General features: G+C 60.9%; 18 protein-coding genes. 8 read left to right on the top strand and 10 right to left on the bottom strand.

All coding sequences use genetic code 11. The annotated features are described in order from the left end of the window. Positions 1-10 precede the first annotated feature (10 nt). Positions 11-799, top strand: coding sequence for a hypothetical protein (locus AB4N43_RS05165; RefSeq protein WP_460153400.1), 789 nt, complete (start codon positions 11-13; stop codon positions 797-799). Between the two features lie 44 nt (positions 800-843). On the opposite strand, the gene AB4N43_RS05160 is transcribed toward AB4N43_RS05165, so the two are convergent. Together AB4N43_RS05160 and AB4N43_RS05155 are read right to left on the bottom strand one after the other, a co-directional pair. Beyond that, a complete protein-coding gene (locus AB4N43_RS05160; protein ID WP_460153399.1) occupies positions 844-1,245 on the bottom strand; it encodes a hypothetical protein in 402 nt (133 codons plus the stop codon). Between the two features lie 49 nt (positions 1,246-1,294). After that, entirely contained in the window at positions 1,295-1,864 is a 570-nt protein-coding gene (locus tag AB4N43_RS05155) for an RrF2 family transcriptional regulator (protein WP_027925263.1), read from the bottom strand. 247 nt (positions 1,865-2,111) lie between these two features. Between AB4N43_RS05155 and AB4N43_RS05150 the strand changes: the two genes are divergently transcribed. Next, complete coding sequence (locus tag AB4N43_RS05150) at positions 2,112-3,314, top strand: NAD(P)/FAD-dependent oxidoreductase (protein ID WP_460153398.1); 1,203 nt, start codon at positions 2,112-2,114, stop codon at positions 3,312-3,314. A 62-nt stretch (positions 3,315-3,376) separates the two neighbouring features. On the opposite strand, the gene AB4N43_RS05145 is transcribed toward AB4N43_RS05150, so the two are convergent. The 3 genes from AB4N43_RS05145 to AB4N43_RS05135 all read right to left on the bottom strand — a co-directional run bounded on the left by AB4N43_RS05145 (position 3,377) and on the right by AB4N43_RS05135 (position 4,723). Then, positions 3,377-3,808, bottom strand: a complete 432-nt coding sequence (locus AB4N43_RS05145; protein WP_460153396.1) for a nuclear transport factor 2 family protein — start codon at positions 3,806-3,808, stop codon at positions 3,377-3,379. A gap of 114 nt (positions 3,809-3,922) precedes the next feature. Next, on the bottom strand, positions 3,923-4,174 hold the full coding sequence (gene grxC / locus AB4N43_RS05140) for a glutaredoxin 3 (protein WP_059181074.1): 252 nt from the start codon (positions 4,172-4,174) through the stop codon (positions 3,923-3,925). A gap of 30 nt (positions 4,175-4,204) precedes the next feature. Then, complete coding sequence (locus tag AB4N43_RS05135) at positions 4,205-4,723, bottom strand: carboxymuconolactone decarboxylase family protein (protein ID WP_059181073.1); 519 nt, start codon at positions 4,721-4,723, stop codon at positions 4,205-4,207. 135 nt (positions 4,724-4,858) lie between these two features. On the opposite strand from AB4N43_RS05135, the gene AB4N43_RS05130 reads away from it, so the two are divergent. The 3 genes from AB4N43_RS05130 (at position 4,859) to AB4N43_RS05120 (ending at position 7,663) form a co-directional block, all read left to right on the top strand. Then, entirely contained in the window at positions 4,859-5,689 is an 831-nt protein-coding gene (locus tag AB4N43_RS05130) for an AraC family transcriptional regulator (RefSeq protein ID WP_059181072.1), read from the top strand. A gap of 87 nt (positions 5,690-5,776) precedes the next feature. Next, on the top strand, positions 5,777-6,988 hold the full coding sequence (locus tag AB4N43_RS05125) for a helix-turn-helix domain-containing protein (RefSeq protein WP_460153394.1): 1,212 nt from the start codon (positions 5,777-5,779) through the stop codon (positions 6,986-6,988). 36 nt (positions 6,989-7,024) lie between these two features. Then, positions 7,025-7,663, top strand: a complete 639-nt coding sequence (locus tag AB4N43_RS05120) for a Vgb family protein (protein WP_027925270.1) — start codon at positions 7,025-7,027, stop codon at positions 7,661-7,663. On the opposite strand, the gene AB4N43_RS05115 is transcribed toward AB4N43_RS05120, so the two are convergent. Next, complete coding sequence (locus tag AB4N43_RS05115; protein WP_027925271.1) at positions 7,660-7,929, bottom strand: hypothetical protein; 270 nt, start codon at positions 7,927-7,929, stop codon at positions 7,660-7,662. The genes AB4N43_RS05120 and AB4N43_RS05115 overlap by 4 nt on opposite strands. Positions 7,930-8,278: 349 nt before the next feature. On the opposite strand from AB4N43_RS05115, the gene AB4N43_RS05110 reads away from it, so the two are divergent. Together AB4N43_RS05110 and AB4N43_RS05105 are read left to right on the top strand one after the other, a co-directional pair. Continuing rightward, positions 8,279-9,364 (top strand): hypothetical protein, encoded by a 1,086-nt coding sequence (locus tag AB4N43_RS05110; protein WP_410921947.1) that lies wholly within the window; start codon positions 8,279-8,281, stop codon positions 9,362-9,364. Positions 9,365-9,366: 2 nt separating this feature from the next. Beyond that, complete coding sequence (locus AB4N43_RS05105; RefSeq protein WP_027925273.1) at positions 9,367-9,720, top strand: DUF1428 domain-containing protein; 354 nt, start codon at positions 9,367-9,369, stop codon at positions 9,718-9,720. 15 nt (positions 9,721-9,735) lie between these two features. Here AB4N43_RS05105 and AB4N43_RS05100 read toward each other — a convergent pair whose 3' ends face one another. Then, entirely contained in the window at positions 9,736-9,930 is a 195-nt protein-coding gene (locus AB4N43_RS05100; protein WP_027925274.1) for a PIN domain-containing protein, read from the bottom strand. A gap of 61 nt (positions 9,931-9,991) precedes the next feature. Between AB4N43_RS05100 and thpR the strand changes: the two genes are divergently transcribed. After that, positions 9,992-10,531 (top strand): RNA 2',3'-cyclic phosphodiesterase, encoded by a 540-nt coding sequence (gene thpR / locus AB4N43_RS05095; RefSeq protein ID WP_460153390.1) that lies wholly within the window; start codon positions 9,992-9,994, stop codon positions 10,529-10,531. Between the two features lie 256 nt (positions 10,532-10,787). Here thpR and AB4N43_RS05090 read toward each other — a convergent pair whose 3' ends face one another. From AB4N43_RS05090 to AB4N43_RS05080, 3 genes are all read right to left on the bottom strand, one after another. Then, the gene (locus AB4N43_RS05090; protein ID WP_027925276.1) at positions 10,788-11,885 is read right to left on the bottom strand and encodes a polyamine ABC transporter substrate-binding protein; all 1,098 of its coding nucleotides are present in this window, start codon (positions 11,883-11,885) and stop codon (positions 10,788-10,790) included. An 86-nt stretch (positions 11,886-11,971) separates the two neighbouring features. After that, complete coding sequence (locus AB4N43_RS05085; RefSeq protein ID WP_027925277.1) at positions 11,972-12,856, bottom strand: ABC transporter permease subunit; 885 nt, start codon at positions 12,854-12,856, stop codon at positions 11,972-11,974. Then, a complete protein-coding gene (locus AB4N43_RS05080; RefSeq protein WP_170219144.1) occupies positions 12,853-13,734 on the bottom strand; it encodes an ABC transporter permease subunit in 882 nt (293 codons plus the stop codon). Before AB4N43_RS05080 ends, AB4N43_RS05085 begins: the two co-directional genes overlap by 4 nt. Positions 13,735-13,739 lie beyond the last annotated feature (5 nt).

Here is a 13,739-nt window from a genome sequence, read left to right as displayed (position 1 = left end):
AGGGTGAATCATGAACAGATCTACCTTGAAGTTCGCGGGGCTGCTAGTCGCCGCGCTGGTGTGTAACGAGGCGGCAGCCTGGTCGCACGCCGGTCGCTTTGGAGGGGGATACGGCGGAGGGGGTTCATGGAGTCGTTCCGGCGAATTCGGCTCGGCTTCGGGCGGCGATGGCAGTTGGAGTGGCGAAACCGATCGCGGCGGCTCGGTGTCCGGCGGTGACGGCAGTTGGAGCGGTTCAGACTATCGCGGCGGTTCGGCGTCCGGTGGCGAAGGGGCCTGGTCAGGCACGGGTGCCGAAGGTGGAACAGCGTCCGGCGGGGAGGGGGCCTGGCATGCACAAGGTGAAAATGGCGCCGCCGCTGCTGGCTACCACGCGGATGGTTATGGCACGACAGCCTACCGGGGACCCGCTTATGGTGGGGGTGCTTACCAGTCCGTTCCTTACGGGACGGCCTACTACCATCCGCCCGCCGCTGTGATTGCCAGCAGCGGCTGTTATTACTGCGGCGGCGGAGTCAATCCGGCAGCCGCCGTTGCGACGGGCGTGGCGGTGGGTGAGGCGGCGGGGACGGTGGTCGACGAGAATGCCGACGCCGACGATTTTAGCGCTGGCTATAACGCCGGGATGGTTGCTTCAGGACCGCCGACGATGCCCTTGGGCCAGACCTATGCCAGCCTGCCTCCCGGATGTCATTTGCAGACTTTTTCCCAGAACACGTATTACCAATGCGGCAATGCCTGGTTGCAACCCGCCTATGGCGCCAACGGGGTGTATTACACCGTGGTGACACCCCCGTGATCGGCGTTGCTCGGTCATTGGATTCCTGAATTGCGCCGCGACAGTCAGGCGTCCCGCAACAAGTCGTTGGCGTTGAGGATGTCGTAGGCGATTTCCGGGCGCTTCTCAAGGCCACGGCGAATGGCAGCGGGGATTGACTGGCGGGTCTTGCGGCACAGCCCCGGCTGCTCGCCGAGGGTGATGCCGATGCCGCGCATGGTCCGCACTTCGTTGAAACCTGGGGCAATCTCGACGCGGATGCCCAGTTGCTCGAACATCCGCTGTTGCAGGCGTTCGAGGTCGGCCAGGCTCTGGAGGTTTTCCAGGCGGTCGAGCAGGCGCTTTTCTTCCGGGCGGGTCAGAAACAGGATGCGCACGTCCGCACTCGGTGTTTCCAGCAGCGGGTCACGCCCGCAGGTGCAGGCGCCGGGCGGGCAGGGGGAGCGGATCGAAACAGGGGTCGTCATGGGCCCTAATCATAGAGCGCGCCAATCCGCTTTGCCCATAGCTGAATCGTCAGTCCGAGAGATCAGTCGTCGGGATGATCTGCGCATCCTCAACCGCCACACTGCTGGCGGTTTTCTTTTCCCGTCGATCACTCATCCAGGTGTTCAACTGCTCACCGAATTCGGCCGGGGCCTTGCGCCCGACTCTTCTGGCGAGGTCGAGAATGGTCTGCTGGGCGAGCGCTTCTTCCATGCGTTTTTGCGCGGTCATCATCACGGCATGTACCGAGCAAGGACCGTCGAGGGCCCACGCTGGCGGGGCGCCGTCGAACAAGGCGCAACGCCCGCGAATCTCGCGGCAATCGAAGATCAGTTTCTTGCCATCGATGGCGTTGACGATATCCAGCACGCTGATTTCGTCCGCCGGCCGCGCCAGTTTGAACCCGCCGCGCACGCCTTCGGTGGCCACCACCAGTTTGGCCTTGGCCAGGCGAGTGAAGATCTTGGCCAGGTAATCCAGCGGCACGCCTTGCAGTTCGGCGAGGTCGCGCACGCTTGCCTCACGGCTGTCGCCGTAATCGCCTACCAGAAAAATCAGGCAATGAATGCCGTATTCAACGCCCGCACTGTAAAGAGACATCGGGATCTCCGACTGAATGAGTCGCCAATGTTATCAGCCGATGGTGAGGCGGGCAACAATCCATGTTTGTCGCTATCTGCCCCGTGTTGCTTATAGATAAAAGCTGTTGGCGGGGTTGTCGAGGTATCGAAGTGAATGATGGCAACCATGGAAAAAAGAACGTTGCACACTGTAACTCGGATAACTATAGTCGCCGTTGTCCGCTCGGCAACGAGTTCAGTCTTTGGTCATCCTCGGAGTTAAAACCATGAAACAGCACATTCTGGTCATCGGCGCAGGTTTCGGCGGCATGTGGACGGCGTTGAGCGCTACACGCCTGTTCGACCTGCATGATCACAACGGGGTAGAGGTCTCGGTACTGGCGCCTCAGGCCGAGCTGCGCGTGCGTCCGCGCTTTTACGAACCGAATGCTCATCAACTGGCTGCACCGCTCGATGAACTGTTCGATGCGGTCGGTGTGAAGTTCATCAAGGGGGCCGCAGAGACCATCGACGTGGAGCAGAAAAGTGTCGGTTACACCGATGCTTCAGGCACCCGCCAGAGCCTCAGCTACGACAAACTCGTTCTGGCGACCGGCAGCCGTCTGGCCCAGGCGAACACCCCGGGCGTGTCCGAGCATGCCTTTGATGTGGACCAGATCGAACACGCCGTGCGTCTGGAAAACCACCTCAAATCCCTGGCCAACCAGCCAGAAAGCAAAGCCCGCAACACCGTGGTCGTCGCTGGCGGTGGTTTCACCGGGATTGAAACGGCGACTGAAATGCCGGCGCGTCTGCGGGCAATTCTCGGTGAGGGCGCCGACATTGAAGTGATCATCATCGACCGTGGCGAGAAGGTCGGGGCTTCAATGGGGGCCGAAATCAGCCAGTCGATTGCCGAGGCGAGCGCTGAACTGGGAGTGAAATGGCGCGTGAAGTCGTCGGTGGCGGCGGTCGATGCAAACGGTGTGACCCTGGCCGACGGCCAGCGCATCGAGACCCAGACCGTGATCTGGACCACCGGTGTGCGCGCCAGCTCGCTGACCGAGCAAATCCCTGCCGAGCGTGATGGCCAAGGCCGTTTGCACGTGGACAGCCATCTGAAAGTCATCGGCCAGGACGACATCTTTGCCACAGGTGATGTGGCTTACGCGGCCTGCGACGACATCGGCAACTTCGCGATGATGACCTGCCAGCACGCCATCTCGCTGGGGCGTCACGCCGGTAACAACGTGGCGGCGCAGATGCTGGGTGTGGACCCGACGCCGTACAGCCAGCCCAAGTACGTGACGTGCCTGGACCTGGGCGCCTGGGGCGCGGTCTATACCGAGGGTTGGGATCGTCAAATCAAACTGGTCAAGCAGGAAGGCAAAAACCTGAAGACGCAGATCAACACCGTGTGGATCTACCCCCCGGCAGCTGATCGTGCCGCCGCATTGGCCGCAGCGGACCCGATGATTCCGGTGGCTTAATAGCGCCCAAATGAAAAATCCCGCTCAAGTGACCTTGGGCGGGATTTTTTATATATGGAAAGCTAGATGTGGAAAGCCTGGCGGCCGACCAGCAGCCATTTCCCACCCCTCTTCTGCCAGATCTGGAAGTTCTCGATTTCGGTCGGGATCACTTCAGTGCCCTTGAGGGCCTGGGCCGAGAAATGATTGCGCACCAGCGCCACATCGCCGGAGACGTTGATGGTCTGGTTTTGCATTTCCAGGGTTTTGAACGCGCTTTTGCCGGTTTCGATATCGGCGATGAATTCGCTCTTGTCCTGAACCTTGCCGCTGGAATGCCCGTAGGTCAGGTTCTCGGCGGTCAGGGTTTTAAGTTCGGGAATGTTCTTGTGCAGCATGGCTTGGGTCAGATGGTCGACGGCGCTGGCGACCTCTTTCTCGCCCGGTGCAGGGGCGGCGGCGACGTAGCCACTGAAGAGGCAGAGAAAACCGGCCAGCAGTTTGACGTTCTTCATAGGTGTTTCCTTATTGTTGTGGGAAGGTGACTCGTCGGTCATCGTACAACCTATAAAGAATTTAGAGAATACCCGGCACGACCCGTCTTCCAGGTCGTGCACGGGCAGCGGGTTTCAGGCCAGCATCGACAGCAAACCGCCCTGGCGATCCAGCTTGGCCAGGTCATCGAAGCCGCCGACATGGGTGTCGCCGATGAAAATCTGCGGCACGCTGCGTCGACCGCTGCGGCTGAGCATCTCCTCGAATTTGCCGGGGCTGGACTGGACGTTTATTTCCTCGGCCGCGATGCCTTTACTGGCCAACAGCGCCTTGGCGTTGCGGCAATAGGGGCAGGTGTCGGTGGTATAGATCGTCACGCTGTTCATCGTCGATACTCCTGAATTTAGTGGCCGCGCTTATGCATCGATGGCGGGAAAGTCGATCTCGGTGAGGGCGAGGTTGTTGAGGTAGTTGGTCAAGGTTTGTGCTGCGATGTGGCCCACCACCTCAACGATCTTGGCGTCGGTGATGCCGGCCGCCCGTGCGGCGTCGAGCTGTTCGAGGCTCAGATGGCCACGGCTTTCGGTAATTTGTTGGGCGAGGGTGGCGTAGGCATTCAACTGGCCGTGTCGGGCGCTGACGATGTCTTGTGCGGACAGCCCGGCTTTACCGGCAAACAGCGTGTGCGCCGCCAGGCAGTAATCGCAGCCGTTGACTTGCGAGGTGGCCAAAAAGATGGCTTCTTTTTCCGTCGCGCTCAGGGACGTTTTGCCCAGCGTCGCGCTTTGTTGCAGGTAGGCCGCAAGTACCACAGGGGCGTGCGCCAGGGTTTTGAAGACGTTCGGCAAAAAGCCGATTTTTTTCTGTACGCCTTCCAGCAGTGGGCGGGTGGTGTCAGTCGCGTTTTCGAGGCTCAGGGCGGTGATGCGGCTCATGGGTATTGCTCCGTCGATTCAAGCGCGGTGTGCGCTGGGTACGGGGTCTATGCTATGGGGCGACGCTGGCTTTTAGGGTGCAAATCGTCGAGGATATGCGACAGATCGTCCAGATATTCACCCGGGAGCCGTTCCATGGATCGCTTGTCCACGTTACTCACCCACTTCGGCGTCAGTGCCGGGAGCTTCTACAGCGGGCATTTTTGCGGCTCCGTGGCGTTTGATGGCGACCAGTCAACCGGCCACCTGCACCTGTTGCAGGCCGGCGAAGTGATGCTGAAATTGGCCGATGAGCCCGACCAGGTGCTCACCGAGCCGACGCTGATTTTTTTCCCGCGACCTTACCGTCACCGTTTATTCGCCAGCGAAGACTCGGGCGCCCAGCTGGTGTGCGCGTCGCTGGATTTCGACGGTGGCGCCGGCAATGCCCTGGCCGCCGCGCTGCCGGACTTTCTGCTGCTCAAGCTCGACAGCATTCCGACGATGGCCGGCACGCTGGATTGGCTGTTCAGCGAAGCCTTCGGCGGCATTTGTGGCCGTGAAGCGATGATGGATCGACTGTTCGAATTGCTGGTGATCCAGCTGCTGCGGCATATCCTCAGCGACCGCGAACAGAGCCCCGGCATGATGGCCGGCCTCGCCGATCTGCGACTGGCACGGGCCATGAGCCTGATGCACGACGCGCCGGAAAAGTCCTGGACCGTGGCCGAACTGTCGGCGGCGGCGAACATGTCCCGCGCCAGTTTTGCCGAGCATTTTCGTCAGGTGGTAGGGCAGACACCGGTCGACTATCTCGTGAGCTGGCGCATCAGCCTGGCGCAGAAACGCTTGCGCGAAGGCAAGTCGATTGCGCTGATCGCCGATGAAGTCGGCTACGAAAGCCCCTCGGCACTGGCCCGGGCGTTTCGCCGAAAAACCGGGGTCAGCCCGCGGGAGTGGGTGCAGGCCGGCAAACGCCCGCGATGATCGGGTCTGCCGGGTGGTCTGAGGATCCTGAGATAGACTAACCAGCGGACATCCAACGAAGGGAGTGACCACCGTGGCGCGATTCACATGGACTCGCTGATCACCGCCGCCGCCCGTGCATTGGCCGCGGGTGATCCCCTCGGGGCGTTGAACCGGGTGGCCCTGCGCGAAGATGCGCCAGCGCTGGCACTGCGCGGTATCGCCATGGCGCAACTCGGCGATCTGGAGCGCGCCAAGGCATTGGTCAAACGGGCGGCGCGTGCATTTGGCCCCAAAGAGCCGATGGCCCGAGCCCGCTGTGTGGTGGCGGAGGCTGAAATCGCCCTGGCGTCTCGCGATTTGAGCTGGCCGGAAAAAGCCCTCGACGCCGCGCGGGCAACGCTGGAGGCCCATGGCGATTGGGTGAATGCGGCCCATGCGCGGTATCTGGAGATCCGGCGTTTATTGCTGATCGGTCATCTCGAACAGGTCGAGGAGCGGCTCGCCCGGCTAGACCCTGCGCCCTTGCCACCAGCCTTGCGCGCCGCCCATGAATGGGTGGTGGCCGGCATCGCTCTGCGCCGGCTGGAGATCAAAAAGGCGCGGTCCGCGCTGGAAAGGGCCGGGCGCTTCGCCGGCGAGGCGGGGATTCCGGCGCTGAGCGCAGAAATGGAGAGCGTCGTTAATGTCCTCAACGCGCCCGCCGCCCGGCTAATCAGCCGGGGCGAGGCGCGACCGGTGCTGCTGGATGAGGTTGAAACGCTGCTGACCTCAACGTCACTGGTGGTCGACGCCTGTCGATACACGGTGCGCGGCGCCGGCATGTCGGTGTCGCTGGCCAGGCGCCCGGTGTTGTTCACCCTCGTACGGGCATTGGCCGAAGCCTGGCCAGCCGATGTCACTCGCGAAACACTCATTGCCTATGCTTTTCGTTTGAAACTCAGTGACGAATCCCACCGTGCGCGGTTGCGCGTCGAAGTCGGACGGTTGCGTGCGGCGCTTCGACCGCTGGCCGGGATCACGGCGACGAAACGCGGCTTTGCACTGATGTCGGCGGACGTCGTGGTGCTGGCGCGGCCGGTCGAAGAACAGCACGCGGCGCTGTTGGCGTTTCTGGCAGACGGCGAGTCGTGGTCGAGTTCGGCGCTGGCGATGGCGCTGGGCACCGGTCAGCGCAGCGTGCAACGAGCGCTCGATTCGCTGGCGGTCGCCGGCAAAGTACAGGCGTTTGGTCGTGGCCGCGCCCGTCGCTGGATGACGCCACCGATGCCGGGATTCGCGACGACTTTGTTACTCACGGCTTTGTTGCCGGGTGATTAGGCTCCACTCCACACACCCAGTGAAGAGGATGCAACCATGAAACGTTCAACTGCTGAAATCATCCGTGAATACGGCCCGTTTCCCGGTGTCGACAGCGTGCACGGCGTCTCGTTTGACGGCCAGCACGTCTGGTTTGCTTCCGGCGAAAAGCTCAACGCCCTCGACCCGGACAGTGGCAAGCCGCTGCGTTCGCTGGATATCACCGCAGACGCAGGAACCGCTTTCGACGGCGAGCATTTGTTCCAGATTGCCGGGGAACACATCAACAAGATCGATCCCAAGAGCGGTCGCGTGCTGGCCACGATTCCGGCACCCGGCAGCGGCACCGATTCGGGGCTGACCTGGGCGGAAGGCACCTTGTGGGTCGGTCAGTACCGGGCGCGCAAGATTCATCAGATCAACCCCGACACCGGGGCCATTCTGCGCACCATTGAGTCCAACCGTTTTGTCACCGGCGTGACCTGGGTGGATGGCGATCTGTGGCACGGCACGTGGGAGGAAGATCAGAGTGAGTTGCGGCGGATTGACCCGACCACCGGCAAGGTCCTGGAGGCGGTCGAAATGCCGCCTGGGGTCGGGGTGTCAGGTCTTGAGTCGGATGGTGGCGAGCAGTTTTTCTGTGGCGGGGGTAACAGCGGCAAGGTGCGGGCCGTGCGCCGGCCCGTGGCTTCCTAGAACGTAAACTGACGCGACGAGCGGGGCGCACGTTGGGCCAGTTCGATCTCCAGCAAGTGCTCAACCAGCACGTCATTGAGAAAGCGGAACTGATCATTGAGACCGACCACTTCGTTGTTGAAGTGGTTGGAGGCTGCCGGCATCAGCAGCGCTTCGAAGTTTTTGTCGAACACCAGTGACGGTGCTTGGCGCGACAGGTATTCGTGCGCGTAGTAGTTGGTGCCGAACACCGGGAAGCTCACGGAAAGGCTCACGGAGTGGATCATGATGGTTGCTCCTCGGTCTGACCGATGTCCAGGAAGAAGCGGGAAAACAGGGTCAGCGAAACGGCCGTCAGGGCCAGGCAGGTCAGGAGATGGATCAACATGATGTGGCCCTCCGATGTGGGCGTAGCGTTGTGATGGAGTGATGTTGCTTCAGGTGGTTTTATTGCGGAAGGCATTCGTCGCGATGGTGAATATCAACATTAATGATGGTGTTCTTTCGGGCTCCATCGCGAGCAGGCGCTCAAGTTCACCCTCAACCCAGCGAACAAACCCCGACTCCTATACTCAAATCAATAGGCCTGTGAGTTCCGGGCATTCTGCCCAGGGGCGACTGTAGGAAACTGCGATCTTGAACCTGCGTTCGCTGATCGTCGCCGTGTTGGTGGTGTTGGCGGGTTGCGCCACGCCTGCGCGTGCTCCCGTGGTGGACGTGGTCGTGGTGGTGTCCGACAGCACGTGGCACCAGGTGGATCGCGAAATCGTCGAAGCCTCCCAATCAGCCACCGAACAGACCCGAATCTACTCGCGCGGGGCCATGGACTACTGGCGGACACGGGTCTACCAATTGACCGAAGAAAACTTCATCCCCTGGTTCAGCAGTTATTGGACCCAGGAGTGGCTGTCGATGAAGGTCAGCTGGTACACCATCAGCGCCAAAGGCGAGCAGGATGCCTCGGCCAAGCGCCTGGCGGAGTATTTGCTCGAGCAGTACCAGCAACGGGTGCTGGCGCCGGTCGCGGTCGAGATTGATCCCGATGCGATCCTCGGCCAGGCCACGGCGTTCTACGTGGACATTCTTCAGGAAGAGCTGCAGAAAATTTCCAAACGTCACGGCATACCGATGGCCCAGCTCAACGGGCGCATTCAGAAGATCCCCGCCATCGCCCTCGGACCGCCGCCTGCGCGTAATGCCTCGCTCTACCAGGTCGTCCATACGGCCCCCTTGAACTCGCTGCCGGCGTACGCGGCGCTGATCGACAAGATCCACAAGGCTGGCGGCGACAAAGGCGTTGGCTCGACCGACACCGCCATGGCCCCCGTGGCCAAGCGTGCCAGTCAGCGCATGGAAGCCGAAATGGCCCCGCGTGGGGCCGCCAGCGCCGTGGCCGCTGCGGCGGGGAAACTGGCCGGGGGCTTGATCACCGTCGGCGTGGCCGGCGTTCGCGCACTGATTCAAGCCGCCGACCGGCCCGACAGCGAGGCGCTGATTCGCAGCAGCCTGGGCAACACGTTCGACAAGGCCTGGCTGAAGCTGGTGCAGAATCCGACGACCGGCGTCATGGCGGGGACGCTGTACATGGCGGGGCAGATCGAGGGCAACCTGGCGGCGAGCGCTGCACCACCGTCGGTCGGTTCGCCAGGCGGTGACGTCGATTGGAACCCGACGCAATCGACTAGCCAGCAGACCGACCCTCAACCCCCCGCAGGAGAATGACCATGTCTTATGTCGATGGCTGTGTGATTGCCGTACCGACCGCCAACCGCGAGCAATTCAAGAAGCACGCCGAAATCACCAGTGCGATTTTCAAGGAGAACGGCGCCTTGAGCATTGTTGAATGCTGGGGCGACGATGTGCCGGACGGCAAAGTGACCTCGTTTCCGATGGCGGTGAAACTCAAGGCAGACGAAACCGTAGTGTTTTCCTGGATCATCTGGCCCGACAAGGCGACCCGCAATGCCGGCATGCAGAAAATGATGGCCGACCCGCGCATGCAACCGGACGTCAATTCAATGCCGTTCGATGGTCAGCGCATGATCTTCGGCGGCTTCAACATCCTCTACCAGTCCTGACACAACCTCACCGGATCACTCCGCGCTCGGGGTGATCCGGCAACTCTTGCGATGGCGGATTTCGTCATCCGTCGGCCGCTCCCTGACGAACTCGAAACGTGGCTCACCTTCGCTATAGTGAACCAGCCAGCCCCATTCCAGCTCGGACTCATCCTGCCCCGGTTGCGGTGGCATCGCCCACCATGGCTCTTTGCTGATGATCTGCCGCATGGCCCCCTCCCGTTGTTTTCGGTTGGTTCAACTATAACGTGCATGTCAGGAGGTGCCAGGCATGAACGACGAATCCCATGAACCGCTCAAGCGGCTGTTTTTTGCGCTGAACTGCCCGCCCGAACAACGCAGGGCGATTGCCCAGTGGCGCGGCGCACTTGAACTGCGCAGCGGGCGGCCGGTGCCGGCGGATAACTTTCACCTGACGTTGTTGTTTTTGGGTTCTGTCGGTGTGGCGCAGATCGGCGATATCTGCACGGCCGCCGCCAAGGTTCACGTACCGGGTGTGGCGTTGAGCGTGCTGCTTGATCGGCTGGATGTGTGGCGCAGGGCCGGGGTGTTGGTGCTCGCGCCGGAGCAGGCGCCGCCGCAGTTGTTGCGGCTGGTGTATGCGTTGGAACAGGCGATGTTGCCGTTTGGGCTGGAGGAAACGGCGAAGGAGTTTCGGCCGCATTTGACCTTGATGCGTGACTATCGGGTGCCGGTGCCTGAGTCCGTGACGCCGCCGGATTTTTTTCTGCGGGCGGATCGTTTTGTACTGTTTGAATCGCATAAGGGGCGTTATCGGGCATTGGCCGAATGGCCGCTGGTGCCCGTCTAAAAAAAGGCGCCCGAGGAGGGCGCCCAAATTCACCTTAACCGAGGAAGCCAGGTGAGGCCGTTCTGCTGCAGGGAGCGTGCAGCGGTGGTAAGGCGCTGCGGGAACGGAAAACGGTTGAGTCTTGTGTTGCGAGTGCTGGCCTCATCGCGGGCAAGCCCGGCTCCCACAGGGACTGGTGTCGTGCACTAACCTGTATTCCGACACAGAAACCTGTGGGAGCCGGGCTTGCCCGCGATGGCGGTCTCACATTCAGCGATTACTTCCCGAGCTTGACCCGCGTCCAGCCCCGGGTCATCACCCGCTGAATGCCGATCGGCATATCCGGAATTGCATACAACGTCGCCATCACCTCCTGCGGCGGATACGAACCCGGATCGTCGCGAATCGCTTCATCCACCAACGGCGTTGCCGCCGCGTTGGCGTTGCTGTAGCCGATGTTGTTAGTGATCTCGGCAATGATGTCCGGGCGCATCAGGAAGTTCATGAACAGGTAGGCGTTCTCGACGTTCGCCGCGTCCCGGGGAATGGCGACCATGTCATAGAAACTGCCGGCGCCTTCTTTCGGGATGCTGTAGTCGATCTTCACCGCATTGCCAGATTCCTGCGCGCGGGCCTTGGCTTGCAAGACGTCGCCGGAATAACCGACCGCCACACAGATGTTGCCGTTGGCGAGATCAGAGATGTATTTCGACGAATGGAAGTACGCCACCGAAGGGCGAATCTTCATGAACAGCGCTTCAGCTTCGGCGATCTGGCCCTTGTCCTGCGAGTTCACCGGGTAGCCCAGGTAGTGCAGGGCGGCCGGGAGCATTTCCGTTGGCGAATCAAGGAAACTGATACCGCAGGCTTTGAGCTTTTCCGCGTTTTCCGGTTTGAACAGCAAGTCCCAGGAGTTGGTCGGTGCATGGGCGCCGAGCACTTCCTTGACCTTGGCCGGGTTGAAACCGATGCCGATCGAGCCCCACATGTACGGGAAGGCGTGAGCGTTATCCGGGTCGCTGGCGGACGCATTTTTCAGCAGGACCGGGTTGAGGTTTTTCCAGTTCGTCAGCTTCGATTTGTCCAGCGTCTGATAGACGCCAGCCTTGATCTGCTTGGCCAGGAAGCTGTTGGACGGCACGACAATGTCGTAGCCGGATTTGCCTGCGAGCAGGCGAGCCTCAAGGGTTTCATTGCTGTCGAACACATCGTAGGTCACGCGGATGCCGGTCTCGTCTTCGAACTTCTTGACGGTGTCCGGGGCGATGTAATCCGACCAGTTGTAGACGCGCAGTACCTTGTCATTGGCCTGGGCGCCGGTAGCCATCGCGCCCAATAAGGACAGTGTCAGCAGAGTCCTGCCAAACATTTTCATCGGTACAACTCCATTCTTTTTATTTAGAACACAAAACCTGTGGCGAGGGCGCAAGCCCCCTCACCACAGTTAACTCAACAACGGTATTAAGCCGTTGCTCCAGCCATTTGCTTGTTCGGTTGCTGCCACGATTCACTGGCGGTCTGGTCCATCGCTTCCTGGATCGCACGTTTGCGGGTGGCTTCAGCGCGGCGGCTGAAGTACCAGACCATGAAGGTCACGATCGAAACGGCGAGCAGAATCAGGCTGGCCACGGCGTTGATCTCAGGCTTCACGCCCAGACGCACCGCCGAGAACACTTCCATCGGCAAGGTCGTCGAACCCGGCCCCGACACGAAGCTCGCCAGTACCAGGTCATCCAGCGACAGGGCAAACGACATCATGCCGCCGGCCGCCAGCGATGGCGCGATCATCGGAATGGTGATCAGGAAAAATACCTTGAATGGCTTGGCCCCAAGGTCCATGGCCGCTTCTTCGATGGACAGGTCCAGCTCACGCAAACGGGCGGAAACCACCACCGCCACATACGCCGCACAGAACGTCGTGTGGGCGATCCAGATCGTGACGATGCCACGTTCCTGCGGCCAGCCGATCAACTGCGCCATCGCCACGAACAGCAGCAACAACGACAGACCGGTGATCACTTCCGGCATCACCAGCGGCGCCGTTACCAGGCCGCCAAACAGCGTGCGACCCTTGAAGCGCGTAACGCGCGTCAGGACAAACGCCGCCAGCGTACCGAGTGCGACCGCGGCCACCGCCGTGTAGCAGGCGATCTCCAGCGAGCGCACCACCGAGCCCATCAGTTGCGTGTTGTCGAGCAGGCCGGCGTACCACTTGAACGACCAGCCACCCCACACCGTCACCAGTTTCGAGGCGTTGAACGAGTAGATCACCAGGATCAGCATCGGTAAGTAGATAAACGACAGGCCGAACACCAGCATCATTTTTGAAAAACCGAAACGTTTCATCCCCGTGCCTCCATCTCTTTGGCCTGGCTGCGGTTGAACAGCAGAATCGGCACAATCAGGATCAACAGCATCACCACTGCCAGAGCAGACGCCACCGGCCAATCGCGGTTGTTGAAGAACTCTTGCCACAGCACGCGACCGATCATCAGGGTTTCCGGGCCGCCCAGCAGTTCCGGGATCACGAACTCACCGACCACCGGAATGAACACCAGCATGCATCCGGCGATGATGCCGTTCTTGGCCAGCGGCACGGTGATTTTCCAGAAGTTGTTGAAGTTGCTCGACCCCAGGTCCGAACCCGCTTCCAGCAGGCTTTGATCGTGCTTGACCAGGTTGGCGTACAGCGGCAACACCATGAACGGCAGGTACGCATACACCACGCCGATATAGACGGCGGTGTTGGTGTTGAGGATCTCGATCGGGTGATCGGTCAGCCCGGTCCACATCAAAAACGCATTGAGAAGGCCGTTATTGCTGAGGATGCCCATCCACGCGTAAACGCGGATCAGGATCGCGGTCCAGGTCGGCATCATGATCAACAGCATCAGGACGTTTTGCGTTTCCTTGTTGGCCTTGGTAATGGCGTAGGCCATCGGGAAACCGATCACCAGGCACATCAGCGTGCTGAAAAACGCGACCTTCAACGAGCCGAGGTAGGCCGAGAGGTAGAGTTCATCGTCGGTCAGCAACAGGTAGTTGCCGACGTTGAGGAACAGCTGAAACTTCTGTTCGGCGTAGGTGTAAATCTCCGAGTAAGGAGGAATGGCCAGCGCCGCTTCCGAGAAGCTGATCTTCATCACCAGGAAGAACGGCAACAGGAAAAACAGGCACAGCCACAGGAAAGGAACCCCGATGACGAGCTTTCGACCACTCGGCATCAGCC

This window comes from Pseudomonas sp. S2_B07, assembly GCF_054668435.1.
Note: the sequence above shows the minus strand (reverse complement) of the source record. Positions and strands in the feature narration are given on the sequence as shown.